11 protein-coding genes are annotated in these 22,040 nt (G+C 24.4%); 2 read left to right on the top strand and 9 right to left on the bottom strand.

Features of this window, described 5'->3' with window-relative positions; translation table 4 throughout:
- Nucleotides 1-215: 215 nt before the first annotated feature.
- Both VBM87_RS01510 and VBM87_RS01505 read left to right on the top strand, forming a co-directional pair.
- Entirely contained in the window at nt 216-6,197 is a 5,982-nt protein-coding gene (locus tag VBM87_RS01510; RefSeq protein ID WP_323177072.1) for an MGA_1079 family surface serine endopeptidase, read from the top strand.
- The gene (locus tag VBM87_RS01505; RefSeq protein ID WP_323177071.1) at nt 6,197-7,279 is read left to right on the top strand and encodes a M42 family metallopeptidase; all 1,083 of its coding nucleotides are present in this window, start codon (nt 6,197-6,199) and stop codon (nt 7,277-7,279) included. Before VBM87_RS01510 ends, VBM87_RS01505 begins: the two co-directional genes overlap by 1 nt.
- A 232-nt stretch (nt 7,280-7,511) precedes the next feature.
- Here the strand turns inward: VBM87_RS01505 and VBM87_RS01500 are convergent, their stop codons facing one another.
- The 9 genes from VBM87_RS01500 to VBM87_RS01460 form a co-directional block, all read right to left on the bottom strand.
- Nucleotides 7,512-8,579, bottom strand: coding sequence for a restriction endonuclease subunit S (locus VBM87_RS01500; protein WP_323177070.1), 1,068 nt, complete (start codon nt 8,577-8,579; stop codon nt 7,512-7,514).
- 59 nt (nt 8,580-8,638) lie between these two features.
- Nucleotides 8,639-10,681 (bottom strand): HsdM family class I SAM-dependent methyltransferase, encoded by a 2,043-nt coding sequence (locus VBM87_RS01495; RefSeq protein ID WP_323177069.1) that lies wholly within the window; start codon nt 10,679-10,681, stop codon nt 8,639-8,641.
- Between the two features lie 521 nt (nt 10,682-11,202).
- The gene (locus VBM87_RS01490; protein WP_416349187.1) at nt 11,203-12,807 is read right to left on the bottom strand and encodes an IS1634 family transposase; all 1,605 of its coding nucleotides are present in this window, start codon (nt 12,805-12,807) and stop codon (nt 11,203-11,205) included.
- A 349-nt stretch (nt 12,808-13,156) separates the two neighbouring features.
- Complete coding sequence (locus tag VBM87_RS01485) at nt 13,157-13,699, bottom strand: hypothetical protein (protein ID WP_257075567.1); 543 nt, start codon at nt 13,697-13,699, stop codon at nt 13,157-13,159.
- A 150-nt stretch (nt 13,700-13,849) separates the two neighbouring features.
- A complete protein-coding gene (locus tag VBM87_RS01480) occupies nt 13,850-15,832 on the bottom strand; it encodes a S8 family serine peptidase (protein ID WP_323177067.1) in 1,983 nt (660 codons plus the stop codon).
- Nucleotides 15,833-16,666: 834 nt separating this feature from the next.
- Nucleotides 16,667-18,397 carry an APC family permease gene (locus tag VBM87_RS01475; protein WP_323177066.1) on the bottom strand — a complete coding sequence of 577 codons (1,731 nt, stop codon included), beginning with the start codon at nt 18,395-18,397 and terminating at the stop codon, nt 16,667-16,669.
- Between the two features lie 94 nt (nt 18,398-18,491).
- Complete coding sequence (gene arcC, locus VBM87_RS01470; protein ID WP_323177065.1) at nt 18,492-19,430, bottom strand: carbamate kinase; 939 nt, start codon at nt 19,428-19,430, stop codon at nt 18,492-18,494.
- 1 nt (nt 19,431) lies between these two features.
- Entirely contained in the window at nt 19,432-20,475 is a 1,044-nt protein-coding gene (gene argF, locus VBM87_RS01465) for an ornithine carbamoyltransferase (protein WP_257076224.1), read from the bottom strand.
- A gap of 98 nt (nt 20,476-20,573) precedes the next feature.
- Nucleotides 20,574-21,779 carry an arginine deiminase family protein gene (locus tag VBM87_RS01460; protein ID WP_323177064.1) on the bottom strand — a complete coding sequence of 402 codons (1,206 nt, stop codon included), beginning with the start codon at nt 21,777-21,779 and terminating at the stop codon, nt 20,574-20,576.
- Nucleotides 21,780-22,040 lie beyond the last annotated feature (261 nt).

Genomic DNA, 22,040 nt, shown 5'->3' with positions numbered 1-22,040 from the left:
TTTATTTTTTATCTTAAGATTAATAAAAAAATAATTTAATTACAAATTAAATTACGCAAATATTAAAAATTCTTCTACTATGGGCTAAAGTAGAATAAAAATTAATAAAAAAAGTAAATTAGATAAAATTTACTTTTTTTAAATTTTCGTTTAATTACTATTATTTTTCTTATAATAATAACAACGTTATTATTAAATGTTATTAAAGGAGCAAAATGAAAAAAATTTTTAAATTATTTTTAAATTTATTACCAATAAGTTCATTAACTATTTTTGCAGCTAGTTGTATTAATAAAGATATTGATAGTAAAAGTATTTTTGATAAAGTTAGAATCGAATTTAATTATCCTAATAAAGAAAATACTTTAGTTGCTGATTTTAATATTAATAGTTTAACATATCAAGTAAAAAATAATGATTTATATAATATTAGTATTGATAATTTGCAAATTATTCAAACCAATAGTTTGCAGGGACAAATAACTTTAAATTATATTTTGAAATTAGATTATCAAAATCGTATTTATAAAAGTCAAATTTTTCAAAAAACAATTACTGATTTTAAAAAATATCAAAGCAATAGTGGTTTTACTCAATATTCTTTATTTAGTCAAAATCAAGAGCAAATTTTGCTAGATAAAAATCAATTAAATAACCAAAATTTAATTTTTGATGTTTTAGATAAAAATAATTTATTAGCTTCCAGTGTTAATGAATCACAAATTATTACTAAAAATTCTAATGTAGATAATGATTATCAAATTATTATCAAATTAAATGAAGCTAACGATTTAGAAGGTTCATTAAAAATTAATTATCAAATAATAAATAAAAATAATTCTTATAATAGTGCTTCAGACATTTTAGAATACACTATTTTTGGTTTTCAAAAAACTAATAACTTTAATAACAAAGAAAATCATCAATTATGAATAGAAGCTAATAATGAATTAAATAATTGAGCTCAAGAAGTAATTTTTGATTATGAAAATAAAGAAAATGTTTTGAGTTCTCAAGCTCAAATTAATAGTTTTATATGAAAAAATCAAAATCAAAAATATAGTAGCTTAAATCTTGAAATTTATGCAATTAGTGATTTTGATGATTATGATGGCAGTTTATTAATTACTTATGCTCTTAAAAGAGATCATCATATTTTTGGTAGCATTAGTTCCAATTTAATGCAAATTAAAGTAGATTTTTTTGCTCAATTAAAAAAGCAAAAAACTCAAATTGAAAATAAATTATTAAAGATACTAAAAGAGTTACACAAAAAAGCTAATAATATTTTTACAATTCAAACAAATAATAATTTAGAAAATCTAACCATTGATAATATTAAAATAGATCAAGATTTTTTAACAAAAAATAATATAAATTTAAAAATTAATGATATTAATTATGATGCAAAAAATGGTCTAATAGAAATTAATTATCAAGTTAAAGATCAAAGTAATAATGCTAATTTTAGTTTAAATAATCAAAAATTATTATTATTCAATCATTTTAATAATCAAAGTGTTAATAATAATTTGATAATAGATGCACAAAGAGAATTAAATGATTTAAATTTAAATCTTGATTATTCAAACAAAGAAAAAACTAAAGTGGAAGATTTGGATTTAAACAAAATATTCATTGTTAATAATAATGATTATAAATTAGTTAATTTAGAAATTATTAATTTAAATAAAGAAATAGGTCAAGTTACTTTGGCTTATCAAATTAGTAAATATAACAATAATTTAAAAGAAAATATTTATAGTCAAATTTTTTATGCTTCAATCAATAATTTTCTTAAAGTTATGCCAAATGAAAATCAAATTAATATATTAACAAAACAAATGAATGAATTAAATTATGAATTTGATTATCCTAATAAAGAAAATACATTAGTTAAACACGTGCTTTATGAAAATCTTATTATAAAGAATTTAGATTCTAATTATCCAGTAGAATCTTTTAGAAACTTACAATTTGATTTAGAAACTAATACTATCAAATTTGAATATCGTTTAATAAACAAAGAAACTAATGTTGTTTCAAATTGAAAACAAACTCAATTAAATGGCTTTTTAAATTGAAAACAAAGTTCAACCTTACAAGAATTAAATAGCTTCATGAAAAACTTTGAATTAAAAATTAATCAAGATATTAATCCTGATTTACACATTAAACTTTATTCAACAAGTATTAATAAAACTAACGCATTATATTTTCTTAATTTAATAAATGATAAAAATATTAAATTAACCATTAAAGATTTAGAATTAGATAAAAATGATATAAATACTTTACATTTAACTTTAGTGGCAACTAAAAATGATATTAGCATTGAAGAAAAAAGAAGTATTAAATTTACTAATGATTTTAATGATTTAACTACGAATATTAAAATTAATAATATAGAAAGTCTTTATAATGTTGATTATCAATTAATCAATTTATTAAGTGGCCAAAAAATTTATGATAATTTAGATCTTTTAGAACAAGCTTTTGAGAAAAAAAATACTAAAGTAAATAATCTTTTTGATTTTAAAATTAATTGAGATCGCACTTCTAGTCAAATTGTTAAAGTAACTAAAAATATTAGAATCAATAGTAAACCTACAGAAGCTGAAGTTTACGAAGTATTATGAAATTTTAGTATTGACTTATTTTATAATAATTTACTTATTAAAACTATTGATAATGTTAAACAAACAATTGATCACACTAGATTTGAATTATTTACTAATAATTTTCTTTATACTTTTATCAATAAACAAGCAAGTCATTTCAATTATAAACCAAGTGAATATTTTATTAAAGAAGCTAAATTTGAAAATAATACTACTAATGTTTCTCTTAGCAATTATTTTGCCAAAGCAGCAAGTGATATTAAAAAAGAAACTGGTAATAAATATAAATCAATTCCATCTAATTTAAGTTGATTAAATAAAGATGATTCCTTAACTAGAGAATTATTTAAAGAAATCATTTTAAAAAGTTTTGATTTTGAATTAGATAATTGACAAATTAGCGAAGTTTTAAAATTTGCTTATATTAAAGATCCTAGTTTAACAAATATTTTAAATTTTGCTTTTGTTCATGGACCATATGTAAAAGTTTTAGTTAAATTAACTAAAGGCGAACAAGAATTAATTTATCCAATAATATTTAGTAATTTAATAGTAGATCAAACAAATAAAGATAGTTTAGTTTTTACGAATTTAATTAAAAATAATAATGTAAGTAGAATCATTAGAAACTTAAAAGTTAAAGAGGCTTTTCGTTCGCATGAAGATTATATTCCTTCACAAATTTACGATAAACTAAATGATTTATATGAATTACCTAAACAAGGCGAATATAGTATTAAATTTTTACCTAAAGAATTAGCTCAAATAAGAAATAATGCTTATTATAAAGAAAATGATGGCACAGCTACAGTAAGATTTGGTTTATATAAAAATGATGAATTTACCGGTATTAAAACCAACTCTACTTTTACTTTAAGATATTTTAAAGAATTAGAAGCTCAAGATTTTGCTCCTAAAAATAGATGATTTATAACTGATGATTTCAATAATGAACAATATCAAAAACCAGAAGCAAACATAATAAATTTAGTTGATCAAATCAATAGCACTAATTTTACTTATAATTTTGTTCAAGGTGAATATCGTGCTCAAACAGCTAATAATGATATAAGAACTAGAAGAACTTTAGATCCTAAATTAATAATGCAACAAAAAGCATTTGATAAACTAAATCATCTTTTAAGATTTGTTTCAAATAATAACAATCAATTAACTTATGCACAAATTAAAAACGAAAAAGATCAAGAGAACAATTTAACCTTAAATCCTTTAATTAATAATTATTTTATTTATTTTTACGATGTTAAAAGTGATAATAATCATGAATTAACTTTTAAATTAGGCATTATTAATAAGAAAAACAGTCAAATCAGATATACAGCAAATAAAGAAATTACATTAAAAAATTTATATAATGATTATCAATTAGAAGCTTATCCTTTAGCTCTTATTAATAATTTAACTAACAAAGAATTAATTATTAATAAAAATGAAATTGCTAAATTAACAGTTAATGAATTTAATAATTTAGTTAAAAATAATTTAGAACAAGCAAATCAATTAGTTAAAATGCAACAAAAAGCTTATCATGATTTTACTTTAGATAATTGAGAAAACAATTTATCAATTGATCAAGTTAAAATTATTAATAAAGAACAATCACAAAGATTATTTGTTAGTTTTAAATATAATAATTATCTTTTACCTAAAGCTACTGGTGATGTAAATCAAGTTATCAAAGGTGATGTTTGATATGAAATAAATGGCTTTAAAAATCAAATAATAGATAATATAAATAATGAAGAGATTTTAGATAATCTTAATGCTGTTTATGATATGAAAAAAGTCTTTTTAGCAAATGATTTAATTTTAAGAAGACGTAAAATTAATTTAAATTATAAAGATAATTATTTTGAAATTGATAAAGCTAATAATCAAGTAAATTGAATTTTTAAAAAAGATTATTATGAAGCAATTTTAAATAGAAAAAATCTTTTAGAATCTAAAATAAAATTCCACTTTTTTGCTAATTTACTTTATCAAGATGCTTATCGTATTTGAAGAATTTCTAAATATGATCGTGGCATTAGTGTAGATTTAGATTATGAAAAATTATTAAAAGAAAAACAAATTATTATAGATCAAGAAACATCGGCAACGGATGAAATCAAAGTTAAATATCGTTTAACTTTTACATTAACTAATGAAGGAATTAAATTTAATTATTCATTATTAGATAATGATCGCTTTAGAATTGTTGGAGATCAATTTGCAAAACGTACATATTTTCATGATGCTAATAATTTACCTGAAATTAAATTTAATCCTGATGAAGCTATTTTCTTTAACCAAAATTTTGGCTCGGCAGTAGTTATTGAATATGCTAATAATCAAGCTAATGAAACTTTTAGTCAATATTTAACCAACAAATTTGATTATCAAAATATGTCAATTAACAAATTTGACAATATGCCTTATTACATTTATAACGAAGGTTATAATCATAATGAATTATTTAAATATAATCCTAATGAGACTTTACCTTATAAATGACATGAAGGTTATAAAACTAGTATAGAAATGATGCATCAATCATATAAAGATCCAAGAATCAATGATATTAATAATAGAGTTTTAGGTTTAGGACAAGGAAGTTCATTATTGATTGGTAAAGTTAGTGATGATCCTAAAGATGGTAAATATTATTTTATAACTAATAATCATGTTGTAAATAATAATAATTTTGTAGAAAATCCTGTAGCTAATGCTTGACAAAGTAGAAATTTAGTTACTCATTCATCTTTAGATAAATTATGAAGATCAGGTGATATTTTTGAAGGTGGATGAAATGATTTTAACAATACTAGGGTACAAACTTTTGTCTTTTGAACTGGTATTAAACAAATCACAGAAGCTAAGGAAGCTAGAACAGGTTTAAATGTTGATTTAAGTGCTTATATGATTGATATTAATGAAGCTATAGATAATTTAAAAAATCAAGGTAAATATAAAGCTTTAAGTTGATTTGAAAATATTAAAAATTTACCTGATTTAAATGTTTCAAATTACAATAAAGACAATTTTACTTACTTTTTAAATGCTGTTAATCGTGATAATGCTAGAAGTTTTAAATGAGAATATAAACCAATTTATTCAACTAATCGTTTATTTACTGGTTGACCTGCTTTTAGACAAGTAAGTCATATTGTCAATAGAAATAATATCAGTGATAATCGTGAATTCTTTACTCGTACTTCTGATAGTACTAGTTATGCCCCTATTTTATTTAGAGGCGGTTTAAGTGGTACAGGTATAGTAGATGATAAAGGTAATTATATTTCCTCAATTAATTCAGCCGCTTTATATTATTTAGGTACTTCGTGATACAATTATTCAAAAATTTGAGAAGCAAACAAAAAAGATTATTTACACTTTAATTATTTTGGTTTTGTAGATCAACCTGAAGATTTATTAAATGCACCTAATACTAATAGTTTAGCAGCCAACTTTTTAAAATTAAGTGCTTGAGATAGTTCAATTAAAATACCTGATTGAATTATTAACCCAATTAAATTAACTCAATTTGATAATCAAGTTAAAAATAAGGAGAAATAATGAAAGATTATAATGAAATTAAAACAAAATTAAAATCTTATATGGAATTAGAAGCCATTAGCAGATTTGAAGAACCAGTTGTTAACTTATTGAAAAAAAATACACAAGATGCTAATTTAACTTTTTCAAGAGATGGTTTAGGTTCATTAATAATTGCAACTAAAGCAAAAGAAAATGTTCCTAAAATAATGATTGCTGCTCATATGGATGAAGTAGGTTATTTAGTTAGATCAATTGAAGAAAATGGTAATTTATTATTAAGTGTTGTGGGCGGCATTTGATCTGCGGCTATAATTGGCACAAGAGCTAAAGTAGTAACTAATAAAAACGAAAAAGCTATTTATGGTGTTTTTGGTCATACTTCAATGCATATTATGAATAAAGAAAATATTACTAAAGTTCCTACAACTAAAGAATTATATGTTGATTGTGGTTTTAATTCTAAATTAGAAGCAATTGAATATGGAATTGAAATTGGTGATAGAGTATATTTAAGTGGTCAAACTTTTGAAATGCCTAATGATTTAATGGCTGGTAAAGCAATGGATAATAGAGCTGGTGTAACTGTAATTGATTTATTAGCTAATAAAATCAAAAATTTAGATTTACCTAATCAAACTTTTATTGTTGGTACAGTTCAAGAAGAAGTTGGTACTAGAGGAGCTAAAACTAGCGTACAACTAATTAAACCTGATGTTGCTTTTGCTATTGATACTGGAGCCGCACATGATACAACTAATGCCCCTAAAGGTGTAGCTAAATTAAATAATGGAGTTGCTTTATTAATTCAAGATTCAGCAATTTTAACTGATCCTAAATTAGTAAATTTATTAGAAAATATTGCTCAAAAACATCAAATTCCTTGCTATAGATATATAGCAGAAGGTGGTGGTACTGATGGTTGTGAATTGCAATATGGCTATGGTGGCGTACCTACTATTACTTTATCTATACCACAACGCTATTTACATGCTCCTATAGGAGTAGCTTCTTTAAAAGATATTCAAGCAACTTTAGATTTAATATATGAATTTGTTAAAGTGTTTGATAATAATATGTTAAAAGAATTAAAAAATCTATAATTAATTCACTAATTTTATAAAAATGTAATTAATAAATTTAGATAAATTTATATGCATTTATATATATAAATTTATTAAACATTATTTGTTTTTAAAATACTATAAAATAGATTAATTTCTTTTACTAATATTTCTAAAAAAATAATATTGTTAGAATAATTTATATTTTCTATAAATTATTCTTTTTTTTAATTTGTTTTTTTATTAAAAAAGATAACAAAATTGTTATCTTTTAATTTATAACTTGTTTTGTTAATTTAATTTTTTTATCAGTTCATTCTACAACGTCTTTTATTACAAGTTTTTGTATCGCTGAAATAAGAGTTTCCATATATTCAAAATCTATTTTTGAATTATAAATTGGTAAATTTATTATTTGATTTTCAATTATAGCTACACTATAACTATTTGCTCCTCAAGAAAAAGAACTAAAGGATTTTGCCATAGATGCAAGTATAAAATGTGCATTCTTTTTTCCAAATCTATCAAATTTAGATTTTAATATTTTTATTTTATCTCCAGTAAAATATTGTTTTTCTTGATAAAACATTGTAGTTGTATCTTGTCCAAAAGAAATAGTATTTCCATCATTTAGATATTTTATATTTTCATCTATATATCCTTTTAGACCATTGTTCAAAGCTGTTCGTACAATATATGGATAACCACCATTTGCTAATAAAGTAATTTTATTAGCATCAAATCTTTTCTTATAGGAATTTACACTAAATAAATCTATGATTCTATATTTACCTCATTTAATATTTTCAAAATTTTCTAATGCAATTTTTTCCTCTACTGTAAGTTGATAATCTTTCAAATTAGTAACAGTTAAATAAGCTTCCAGCTCAGTAACACGCTGAGCTTCCAGCTCAGTAACACGCTGAGCTTCCAGCTCAGTAACAAAGTTTTCCATAAATTCAAAATCTATTTTGTTGTTTTTTATTGGGAGTTGAATTTTTTCATTTTTTATTTTATTTCAATTCGATTTATTTGCTCAATTATATTGAGAAAAAATTTTATTTAGTGTTGCAACGATAATTGGATGTATTTTTTCAGTTTTTATATTATTTTCAATAAATTTAAAAGCATAACTATCCTGGAAAATTGTAAATTCATTAGGTTGATAAAATACTTTTCCTGATCCATTTGCAGTTGCAGAAAAAACATTTTTTAATATAGTAGCATTTTTTCTAGAAATATATTTGCCAATTTGATTATTTGATCATGTGGCGGTTGTAGCTGGTAAATTTCCTTCTAAATTGCTTGTGACATCATTTGTATTTATTTTTTCAAACAAATCACCAATTCTATATTCGCCTCACTGAATATTTTGTAATTTTTCATCCAGTGAGGCATTTATTTTTTTAAATTTTCATCCTCCGTTTCACTGTTTTTAATAAGATTAGAAACTTCTCAAGCTAAATAATCAGCTACTGTTTTTTTAAAATCAACAAGTGTGGGTTTTGTATCTATTGGTGCACTTTGATTTCAATCTGAACCATTTTCTGGGTCAATATATCCTTCATAATATTCTTTTTCAGTAAATATATTAAGTTTATTTTTTCCAAAACGTACAAGATCTACAATTTCTTGATATCTTTCTTTAGCTCTATTTGAATCTACTAAATTAACATTTGCCTTTTTTCTGTTTGTTCTTGTATAACCATCATTAGAAAAATCAATAAATTTAACAATGTTATCTTTATGATGTGCTTCACCAATTCTAAATACATATATATTAGTTTGTACACTTGATTTACCAATAAATAAATCTATAGGCATTTTTATACTTGCAAGAAGCGTATTATTTTTTAGTATCTTTTGATTAATCTCTTTAGCTTTACCACTGCCAGCTGAATTTTGAATAATAATTGCCGCGTAGCCTTTTTTCATCATTGAAAAAGCTTTTTCAACAAAAATCATACCATTACCAGTTGCTGAATATGGCGGATTAAGAACAAAAGCATCAGCAGGAAATTTTTCATCGATTTTCCCAAAACCATAATTACCGTCAAAATCAATTAATGAGTCTTTATTTAAAATATTTGCACTACCATCACCCATAAGAATCATATTTAAAATCGCTAACATATAAATATTAGGTAATACTTCTAAACCTAAGAGTTGTTCAGCTTTGATTTTTAATTCTTTTTCTGCTAATTCTAAAGGAGAAATAATTTTTGCTTTGGCATCATTAATCATTTCATTCATGGCGGCTACTAGTAATCCCGCACTACCTGTTGCAAAATCTCATACATAACTATCTTTATTTACTCTGGCTAATTTGACTAATAAATTTGCAACATAAGATGGTGTTAAAACTACATCATTTAATTTATCTTGAGTAAAACCTAATCAAGAATACATTTCATTAAATAATTTCCCAGTAAAATCAGTTGTTAAACCTATTTTGTAATATATTCCTAAATCTTCTACGATTTTACAAAAGATTCTCTTTAATTGACTTTCTCCATTGATTGGTTTATTAATATTATCTGATAATAAAGTGTTTTTAAGAGTTCTAACAATAAGATCTTGTTTGGATTTGGGCAAATTTTTATTTTTTAAAAAGGATTCGATTTTTCTTACTATGATATCGCCATCTGTGTTACCTTCTTCTATTGAAGATTTTAAATCAGATTTTTCTAAAGGACTTACTTTATTAGGTATACCTAAGGTTGCCATTATTGAAGCTGATACAAGATATACTCTATCATTTTCGCTAAGACCTTTTTCATTTGCATATATATCATTATTTAGTTTTATAAGGCTTGAAGTAATTTCTTGTTCTCTTTTTTGTTTAAGTTCTTCTAATTCTTCATTAGATAAAAATAATTCATTAGCTTTTTTGATAAACTCATTAAAGTTTTCTTTTCTTAAAAATGAAAGATCACTATATTTGCCTATTTCTTGTCCCATTCCTAAATTATCTTTTGATACATAATATACTCCTATAGAATGTTCAATTTTGCCAGCATTATTTTTATATCCTGTAACACCTATAGCAATTATTTTTGTGTAATTAGTATAATGAAGTATAGCATTTGCATAGTGTATTGCACCATTGACAGCATAATTATTGATATTTTGATAATTAGGTTCATTTTTAATAGTTTTATTATCTACTCTATTATAGTTATCTAATTTAACGAGTTTATCTTTATAACCTTTATATTCAATCAAAATAGGATAATAATTTAAATATTCATCACGTAATAAAAGTTTGGCATCTGGTCTATTACCACCTGTGCCACCACTTTTAGATTTGTATTCGTCTAATGCTTTATCTATTTGTTCATTTAGCTTTTCTTGTTCTAATTTATAATCTAAGCCATAACTTTTAAGTCAACCATTAACAAGATCAGCTATATTTGGTTCAATAGATTGTATTTTTTTCATTTTATTGTCCTTTTAAAATATTTATTTTTAAATACTTAATATATTATCTCTATTTCTAAATTTTAATTGTATTAAGTTCATTTTTATATATTTATTTAATAACATTTATTGTTTAATTTTGTTATTATGATGGCTTTTGTTTTGAAATTTTTGTTATTTTTTATAGTTTGAATTTATTTATTTTCATAATTTGAGTTTTTATTATTATATCAATAATTTTTTATTTAAATTTAATGCAATCTTAATAAATATTTATATTTTAAAATTATAATTTCAATGAATAAAATTTATTTATTTTTAAAATTTCTAACAACCATTAATTTAATTCAATTATTAAATTAAAATGAATAAATAAGTTTTAAATTTATAAAATGAATATTGATTATTTATTATCCAATTAAATATTTGCATTAATATATTTATTAGTTACTTTATAAAAAAATAAAAAGGGGATTATCCCCCTTTTTCCCACGTTTCCCACTTTGTAGCATAAATTGTAAAATATCCGTTTTAGCGGATATTTATTTTTTAATTTTTGTTAATTCAAAAACTTTTTCAACCAAATGATAATCATCTCAATTTTGACTTAGATTATCATCGTTTATCTCGAATGTTTTTGTTATTTGGTTGTTGAATTTTTCTTGAATTTCTTTGACATTATTCATCATGTCAATTAATCTACCTTCTGTAAATTTATCTTTTCCAGATAATCCAGTTAAATCATTAATTTTAAAAACTAAAAATTTAAGTAAAACTAAACTTAAGAAACAAAGACATATATAACCTTCGATGTGTTTTCAGGTTGATAAATATATTGCTCTAATAGCTAATGAACCTTTTAAACTTCTAAAATTATCTTCAATCTTTCATTGTTTAGCATAGAGATCAACAAGCTGATCAGGAGTTAAATCTTGTCTATTTGTTTCATAAACATAGTAGCCGTCAAATTTTTCATCTTGCTCAATTTTTTCTGTATCTAGCTCATAGTAACCAGATTCATTCACCGGTTTAAAGAATTTATATTTTTTATTGCCTGCCATATCTTCATATGACACTTTTCCGTTTTTGGCTTTTTTAAGGAAGTTTTCAACTAAAATACGTCTATCTTCGGCGTCTTTTTTTGCTCTTTTTTTACTAAATGTAATTATTCTTTTTCTAAGTTTTCCATTGCTTCTGCCATTTCTATAAAGTGATGCGAATTCTTGTGTTTTGTACACCAATCCAGCATCAGAATGTACATAATCTTCTTGTTTTAAGACATATTCTTTAAATTGTCTGCTTCCAGTTTTCATACGGTAAGAAATAATAAAGTTTAAACCTTTGTCTTCCAAAAATCTAATATTTTTATTAACAGACATACCTTTATCAGCAACAATAGTTACATTGTTTATTTTGTATATTTTTTGGAGTTCTAAAACAAATTTGATAAATGTATTTGAATCAGCTGTATTTCCCGGAAAGACTTTGTAGTGAATGGGAATGCCATTTGAATCAGTTGCCATGCCAATCACAATTTGATCTTCTTTAAACTTGCCATCTTTTGAATAACCTGGTTTTTTATAACCTTTTCTATCAAATGTTTCAAAATAAGTTGTTGTTGAGTCATATCAAACAATATTTACGTTTCTTTTATGTTCTTTGACTAAAACATCATTTAAGTTTTGCAAAATTTGTTCTCTATTTTCCGCTATGTAATCTAAAGATCTATAAAATGCATTTTTTGAATAAACATTTTCTTGTTCTTTTTTCAAACTGTTAAATGTTGCTCAAACACTTAATGGTTGTTTAATTCTGTGGTAAATTTGTTGTTTTACAACTTCATTTAGGCTTATTGATTTTGTTTTATTACAATCTTTAAAAATGTCGAAATGATCTATTAATAAGCCGATTAGGTTCAATCCTTTGTATATTTCGCTGTATTTGATTAAGTCTGTTTTGTTATTTTTTAATTTCTTGTTTATTACATCTAAAATTTTTTCTTTAGTGTAGGTTAAAGGCATATCTTTGATTAACATTTTAATTTTTTCAATAGCGTTCTCTTGGTATTTTTCAAAATCTTTTTCAAAACCAATTGCAAATCTCGTTTCATAACCAACACCATCTAATTTTTGATAACCGATTTGAATGTAATTACCTTTTGATCTTTTTGAGACAGAAATTATTCATGTTCTTTTTCTTGTTTTACTTGCCATAAACTAATTATACCATAAAATAGTAGCATAATGCTATAATTTTTACATATTTATTTATAAATATGTATGGTGTTAAAAAAGCATAAAAAAACCCGCAAGTGGGAAATGCGGGATTTCTAACAACCATTAATTTAATTCAATTATTAAATTAAAATGAATAAATAAGTTTTAAATTTATAAAATGAATATTGATTATTTATTATCCAATTAAATATTTGCATTAATATATTTATTAGTTACTTTATAAAAAAATAAAAAGGGGATTATCCCCCTTTTTATAATATTAAACTGTTAAGTTTAATACTTTATTTCTATATTCTTCAAATTTTTCTAATGATCCATATTTTTTCTTGTTGATTGCATCTTGAATTATTGAAGGTATAAAACATAATGCAGCATAAATACCTAAAACAATTACAAGCATTAAACGAGAAATTAATAGAGTACTAAAAGCATCTGTAGTTTTATCTTTAATACCAATTAATAAGAATAAATCAATAATTGGAATAATAGTAGAAATTAATAATGAAACAAAAATTAATACTAAAGCACTTATTGCTCAAAACATAAAGTGAGGTACTGTTTGATTAATTTTAATTCTATTAGTTTTTTTGTTTTTAATTGCTCCATAAATAGCACAACCGATAAATGCAAAGGTAAATAATGCAGTTCAGTTAGCCATTAAATCGGCAAATGAATATAATTTACACATTGAATGATCAATACTATAAATTGAATAATCAGCTGCTGTTAAACTGTAACCTAAAGCACCAATTAGTCTAAAGATAATTACAATAGGTACAGTAATAATTAATGAATATATCACACCTACTACTGGGAAGTTAGGATTTAATTTTTTGTGATATTTTTCTCAATATGATAATTCACCTTAAGGAATTAATTCCTTAGTTTCAAGTTTATGAAAATAAAAAATACAAAAAAATAATATAGTTTTAAAACTATATTATTTTAATATTTAGTAATGATTAATCAAATAACTGATTGCTATAGTTTGATTTGGATTGTTAATATAGTTATTATCTTGTGATATAGTTTCTAATTCATAAAAAAATTCTGAATCTTCTTTAAAATTATTGTGTTCTAAAACTAAAACATTTGAAAACATATCATAAATTCTTTTTACTATTTCTATTTGACCTGATTTGGTTATTCTTTTTAAAACAAGGGCAAAAGTAATTTTTTTATCTTTATTTTCTTTTAATGTTTTATTTTTAATAGCTGGAATATCTTTATAAGCTAGAGATATTTTTATTTTATCTAAAAATTTTAGTTTAATTTTATTTTTACCTTTAACTATTTGCGAATGATTGAGTCTTAAGTTATTAAAAACTTCATACTGTTCATTATTTATTATTTCTAACATTTTTTCATAATCAGGCATTCCTGCTCCTGTTCTTTCTTCTAATCCGTTTACTTTATATTTTTTTATACCTGTATTATTTATTTGACTAGCACCTGTTACTAAAATAGATTTAAATAATTCTGGAAGTTGTGAGTCCTTAAATTTTAGTATCTCAGGATGTCTTATAAATAAACTATATAATCCACTTATTACTGGAGCTGAAAAACTAGTTCCATATTGTTTTCCATCAAATAAATCATAATCCTCTCCAGGAGCAACTATCAAGGGATTAAGAGGATTTTTAATATTATCTTGTGTCATATAAGTACTAAAATCACTTAAACTTCATTTAGAATGTCTTCCTAATTTAGCAGAACCTACTACTATTGAATTTTGATCTAATTTCCAATTTTGCGTTTTACCATTTATTCTCCCTTGATTTCCAGAAGCAAATACATGTAAAACATTATATTTAATAGTTGTTTCATTAATATATTCGCTAACTATATTATTGTCAGGTCTTGAATAACTATGATTAATTACTTTAACTCCTTTAGATATTAAATAATCAATAGATTTAATTCAAACTTTATAATAAAAATCTAAGTTTATTATATTTTGTGAGAGATAAGATTCTTTATTATATTTTGTCTTATTTAAACAATTATTATCTGTGTAAATATTTTGTTTTATGTTATAAATAGGAGCAACAAATATATCACTTCCAGGTGCTATACCATATCTACTTGCTAAAATTGTAGCAACATTCATCGCATGAATTGAAGGTATATTATAAAAATTATAATTATAAAACTCTGGATGATTGATTCTCTCATTTTGTTCTAATTGTTCAATTTTATTTTCATAAAATACATTGTGATGTCTATCAAGTCAAGCATCATGTTCTATAATACCTACTTTAAATCTTTTTTGATTTATATTAGTTTTTATGTTAATTTCTTTTTTAAATGATTCACTTTTTAAATGATTGTAAACGTTAATGGCTTCTAATTGTTTTTTTGTACCTTCTTCATTAATTTTCATATAAGCTATTGATTGTTTTTGATAAGCGACTGATCTTAAAAAATTAGGTTCATAATATTTTTCATAATTTTTATTTGTCATTACACTTACATATTCAACATCATTATCTCTAGTTATTTTATTTAAAAATGCAACTTCTTCTTTAGAAAAAATATCTCTAGAAATTATTCATATTCTATAGTCTGTTAAAAAAGATTCAAAATTTAATTTGAGATTAGAATATTGATTTTTTCATTTATTTATGACTTTATTATTGGTATTTTCTATATTTTTATAATTATCATTATTATTTAATTTATTTTTTAACTTTACCATTGCTATTTTTGCTGATTTTACATTATCAACATTTCTTATAACTAGTTGGTTATTTTCAAATGATAATTCTTCTATTTTTACTAATCTAGTTATACCATAACCATTAATATGTTTTAATGTATCTCTTCCTCTTGTATGATGACTGCCATATGATGATATAACAACTGAAAAAGGAATAATAGGTATTGCTAAATAAGTTAACTTTCCAAATTTATTAAAAATATTTTTTATCTTCATATAATAATTTTATGTTTTTATATTTTATATGTTTGAAGAATGTAAAAAAATAATAAAAATTTTGAAAAAAATTATTAGTTTCACAATTTACTTTATTTTTTAATTATTAAAAAAGAAAATTTTGTAAATAAAAGTTTAATTTTGCTATTATATAACTCTTAGAAAAAATAATTTTACAAAATAATGTTAGTATTTTCTTTTAAAAATATTATTTTGGTTAACAATTTTTTGTTATAAGTTTTTACTGATATAAAATTTAGTCTTCTTTTTGTAATAAAAACACATCAAAACATAAAAGAAGTAACTTCAAAAATTATATAACATTTGATATTAATTGCTATTTTATTTAAATCGAAAAAGATTTTTAAAATATTCTTAATAAAAAATTTCATAGTTTAAATTTTTAGTTTTTGCTATTGATACATGAGCTTCAAATAATACAACTAAAATTCTCCTAAAAGAACTCCTAAATTAGATAATAGTGTAACATTATTAATTTAAGATGCAAAAATTCTTACCGATTCTAAATTAGTACAAATTATTGAAGAAATTACAACAAAACATAATATTTCTACTTATAAATATATAACTGAAAGTTATGCAACTGATGGTTATAAATTACATATGGTTATGGTGCGTGTCTACTATTACTTTATCTATATCGCAACTTTATTGAAATGCTTCTATCGACTAATTTCTTTAGAAGATATTCAAATAAATTTAGATTTAATATAGGAAGTTGTTAAAGTTTTTTATACTAATATGCTTAAACTTTAAAGAGATTGAATTAAAAGAAAAAAGGACTTAAGTCCTTTTTTAATTAAAATTTACAAATTAAACTTCAATACCTAAAACTTTTGTTCTGTGTTCATCGAATTTAGCTAATGAACCGTATTTTTTCTTGTTGATTGCATCTTGAATTGCTGAAGGAGCAAAACATAAAGCAATAAAAATACCTAAAACAATAACAAGCATAATACGTGAAATAAGTTCAGTTTGGAAAAATTCTTTAGCATCTGAAGCTGTTTTACCCGTATTAGCAGCTAAATATGCAGTTTCGCTGAAATCACCTAATAAAATTAAGTCAATAATAGGAACTAACATAGTAACAGCTAATGAAAGTAAAATTAATATAATAGCACTAACTGCTCATAATTTAAAGAATTTAACTTTTTGCGGTATTTCTATTTTATTAGTTTTCTTGTTTTTAAGAGCACCGTAAATAGCAAAACCAATAAATCCAAAAGTAAATAATGCTGTTCAGTTCGCCATTAAATCAGCAAATGAATATAATTTACCCATAGTTTTGATAGTATCATTACTATAAATTTCATATGCTGAATTTGTTAATGAATATCCTAAAGCACCAATTATTGTAAATAATATAACAATAGGAACTGTAATTATAAGAGAGTAAATAACACCTACAATTGGGAAGTTAGGGTTAAGTTTTTTATGATATTTTTCTCAATAAGGCAATTCACCTTGTGCAATTAAATCTTCTACATAACGAGGGGCTCACATTGAAAAACCATTTAGTATACCTAGAACACCTATAGCAATACCAATGTTCATAATACCAAAAATGATTCTAGCAACTAATTTTCCTGTTTCTTTAGCTGCTTCATTTGCGTTTGATCCACCTGAGAATAATACAGCCATTGAATCTCTCATACCAAAGAAGTCACCGCCATTAATTGACATAGAAATTGCAATTACTAAGTAAATCGCAGTTGTTATTGCTAAACCTAAGAATAAAGCCAATGGAGTTTTTTTAGGTTCTTTCATTTCTGAAGAAATACCAGCCGCAACATAAAAACCATCATATGCAAAGAAAATAGCACTTACTGATAAGAAAATACCAATTCCTGCACCTGTGCCGTAAACGCTGCCTAGTTTACCTCCAGTAGCGATAGTTTGTGCAGCACTTTCAGCAATACCTACTGAAATTTGACTAGTTTCAACTGTACCTTTTAATACAAAACCTATAATAGCAACAAATGCTAAAGGAATGAATTTAATATATGTAACGATTTGATTTTGAATGTTACCTACTTTTGATCATAATGAAGGCACAATTAAGAAATAAGCTGACATTGCTAACGAAATAATTGTTCAAATTACTCAATCAGCTTGTGTGCCAAAAATAAATGCATCTTGATTAATAAGAGCACCAATACCATCTTGTAACGATAAAATAACGTAAAGTGGCATGAAGAAGTATGTTAATGGTAAGTATACATATACCATGAAGTTTTTGGTTGCGTTGTATATTGCTTTACCATTAAAAATTTTTGTTCAACTTATAAGTGATAAGTTGTCATTTTTAACACTAGCTATTTCAATTAAAGCTAAGGCCATAGCTATAACAGCAAATGAGCCTATAATTCATGAGAAAATAGCTAAAGCTAAACTGCCTTGTGAACCTTTAAGAACGCTTTCAGATTTGAAGAAAATACCAGCACCAATTGATCCACCGATAACAATGAACATAGCACTAAAGAAAGAAATTTTCTTTGAGCTAGACATTTCAGAAATAGATTTAGTTTCTTTGTTGTTACTCATTTTTTTTCCTTTAATTAATAAAGTTAATAAGTCCCAATGACACGCTTAAATTTTAAGCTTAATATAATTATATAATAATTTATAACAGTTAAAACTAACCATTAATAACTCTTGTACCTGAAGTACCATTAATTGCTTCACCCACTTTATCTAATAAAGCAATAATTGCTACATTATCTTTATGTTCTTTTACAAAACTAATAGCAGCTTGTACTTTTGGTAACATACTTCCTGCAGCAAATTGATTTTGTTTTACATATTCTTCCAATTCGCTAACAGTAATTGTTTCTAATTTCTTTTGTTCAGGAGTGTTATAGTTAACATAAACATGTTCTACAGCAGTTAAAATAATAAAGTAATTAGCTTCTACTTTAGAAGCAATTTTTGCTAATGCAAAATCTTTATCAATAACGCCATCTACTCCTTCTAAAAGATTGTTTTCTTTAATGATAGTTGGTATTCCACCACCACCACCAGCAATAACAACATTACCGTCGTTAAATGCTTTTTTAATTCCTTCCATACCTACAACATCTAAAGGTTTTGGTGAAGGAACTACTTTACGATATCCTCTTCCTGCATCTTCAATAATTGTAGAATTAGGATTATTTAATTCTGCTTCTTCTTTAGTTAAATAAAATGGGCCTACTGGTTTTGTTGGATTTTTAAAAGCAGGATCATTAACATCAACTATAGTTTGCGTTAAAAAGTAAAGAACATTTTTATTACTAATTTGTGCTTTAGTTAATTCGTTTGAAATGGCAGTAACCATATGATATCCAATATATCCTTGACTCATACCGCCAGCTTCAGCAAATGGAACTAAAGGAGTTTTTTCATTTACTTTTTTAGCATCAGCAAAAGCATTAAAAATCATACCTACTTGAGGACCATTACCATGTCCTACTAAAACTTGGTGGCCATCTTTAATTAATTCTGCTACTTTTTGAGCTGGAATTTGTACTAATTTTTTTTGTTCTTCAGGATTATTTCCTAAGGCGTTTCCACCTAAAGCAATAACAATTTTAGCCATTTTAGTATCCTAAGGTAGCTAAAATAATAGCTTTAATGGTGTGCATACGGTTTCCAGCTTGTTGGATTGATTTATTGTATTTTGATTGGAAAACTTCATCAGTAACTTCCATAGCTCCAGTTGCAACAACAGGATATTTTTTACCTAAAGTTTCTTTAATTTCTTTTGAGAAAGTAGTGTGATCATCATGAAAGGCTGGCAAGCAATGTAAGAAAATTACATCTTCTTTAGCAGCTTTAATCATATCCATGTCAACTTGGAAATCACCTAATTCTTGAATACGTTGTTCAAATAATTCAAATGGTTCACCTAGTGATACTCAAACATCAGTGTAAATAGCATCAGCATCTTTAGCCGCTTCTAATTTATTGTCTGAGAAAGTAACAGATCCACCATTACGTTTAAATAATTCTTGAACTTTTTCAAATACTTCTTTGTGTTCTGGACCATTTTGTACTATATCTCATTGTGCTTTTGGACCACAAAGAACAATGTGAACACCAAAGAATGCTGCACCAATCATTAATGAACGAGCAACGTTATTTTTAATATCACCAGCAAAAACAAGTTTTTTACCTTTTAAATCACCTTTGAATTCCTTAACTGTTAAATAATCAGCAAACATTTGTGTTGGATGTTCTGCATCAGTTAATCCATTTCATACTGAAACACCTGAATATTTAACTAAGGCATCAACATCTGATTGTTTAAAACCACGAAATTCAATACCGTCATACATTTGTCCTAAAACTGCTGCAGTATCTTCAATTGATTCTTTTTTACCAAAATTTGAACCTGAAGGACCTATATAAGTACATGATGCACCTAAATCAGCAGCCGCTACTTCAAAAGCACAACGAGTTCTTGTTGAGTCTTTTTGGAATAAAATAACAATATTTTTACCAACAAGTGGACGAGAATTAACGTGTAATCCTTGTTGTTTAGATCTTTTTAAATCTAATGATAAATCTAAAACGTAATTAACTTCTTCAGTAGTTCAATTCAATGCAGAATCTAAACTACGACCTAATAAATTAATAGGCATAATATTCCTTTCGTTGAAAGTTAAATTAATCTTATCGATTAAGTTTTAAAATAAATTAAAAATATATAGTAAATGTAAAAGGAGAAATTAAATATTAACTATTCGACATCTTCTCTTACTAATGGCATTGACATACATCTTGCTGATCCCATACCAAGAGATAATTGGTTACCGTCAAATGATAAAACAGTTACACCTGCGGCTCTAAGAGCTTCTTCAGTTTTTCTATTTCTTGAGTAACCTACAACAACACCAGGGGCTATTGTTAAGTAATTTGTACCATCAAAGTGTGTTTCAATATCAATATCTAATTGACTTGCATTTTCACCAGCAATAGGAATAAGAACAGGTTTTTCACCAATAATACTTTCTAAAACGTCTGCTAATGGTTTATTGGTTTCTACCATTTCTATTTCTTTGCTTAAATCAATTTCTCAAACTTTAAGTACTGATAACATATTTGGTGAATATAAGAATTTATTTTTATCCACCATTGTTAATCATGTGTCAAGATGCATCAAGTTTGGCATTGGAGGTACATTGATAGCAACGATTTTTTTAAATTTAGCTTCTTTGTTGTCTTGAATGTGTTTTGCAATTGTAAGTATAGCTTCTTTGTTTGTTCTTTCACTAACACCTATTACTAAGGTGTCTTTGTTATAAACAAATACGTCTCCACCTTCAATACTTCCGTTATCTAAACGATCAAATCAATGAGGAGTTGATTTATATGAAGGGTGAATTGAAAAAATAAATTCAGCAAAAATTGTTTCTCTTTTTCTAACGACATATTTCATATTGTTTAATGAAATACCATTACCTGCTGATGCAAATGGATCACGGGTAAAGTATAAGTTAGGCATTGGATCAACAATTAATTCAATGTCTGATTCAACATTTAATTCTTGTTTACTTACACCAGCCATCATTGTTCTAACCATTTCTACTGGTTGGCCAGCTTTTGATAAAACAAATGTTTTAACTTTGCTTCTTAATTCATTTGTTAAAGCTGGAGTAGCTTCATCTAATCATTTTTCAATGAAAGCTTCTTTTTCTTTTTCTGAAGCATATTTAACATATGTTTCAGCCACAAGATCACTTAATTGAATTGTTTTAATTCCACGGTCTTGTAAGATTTTTAAAAAACTTTTATGTTCTTTAACAGCATCATTTGGTTCTAAAATAGCTGAGAATAATAATTCATCAAGACGAGCAGGTGCGATACGCCTGATTTCGTCTCCAGGGGTGTGTACTAAAACTTCTTTTAATACACCAATTTCACTATATACGTTGATTTTACTCACGAATACTCCTTAAATATAGAAGAATAAGATTACAAATGCTTAATATTTAATTAAGCAATTTAAATTATATTATTTATTAAATAGATAACAATTAATGCCTGAAATAAATAACTAAATAATGAAAAAAAATAATTTTTTGCATAAAAATAAAAAATATTTTTATTTTTGATTTATTTTATTTTTTATATTATTCTAATTTCTGAAAAAACCAGATTTTAAAATAAAAAAAACTAAAAAAGACAAGTATTGTCTTTTTTTGTT

This window comes from Mycoplasma sp. 744 (genome assembly GCF_034863305.1).
GTDB lineage: Bacteria > Bacillota_I > Bacilli_A > Mycoplasmatales > Metamycoplasmataceae > Mycoplasmopsis.
Note: the sequence above shows the minus strand (reverse complement) of the source record. Positions and strands in the feature narration are given on the sequence as shown.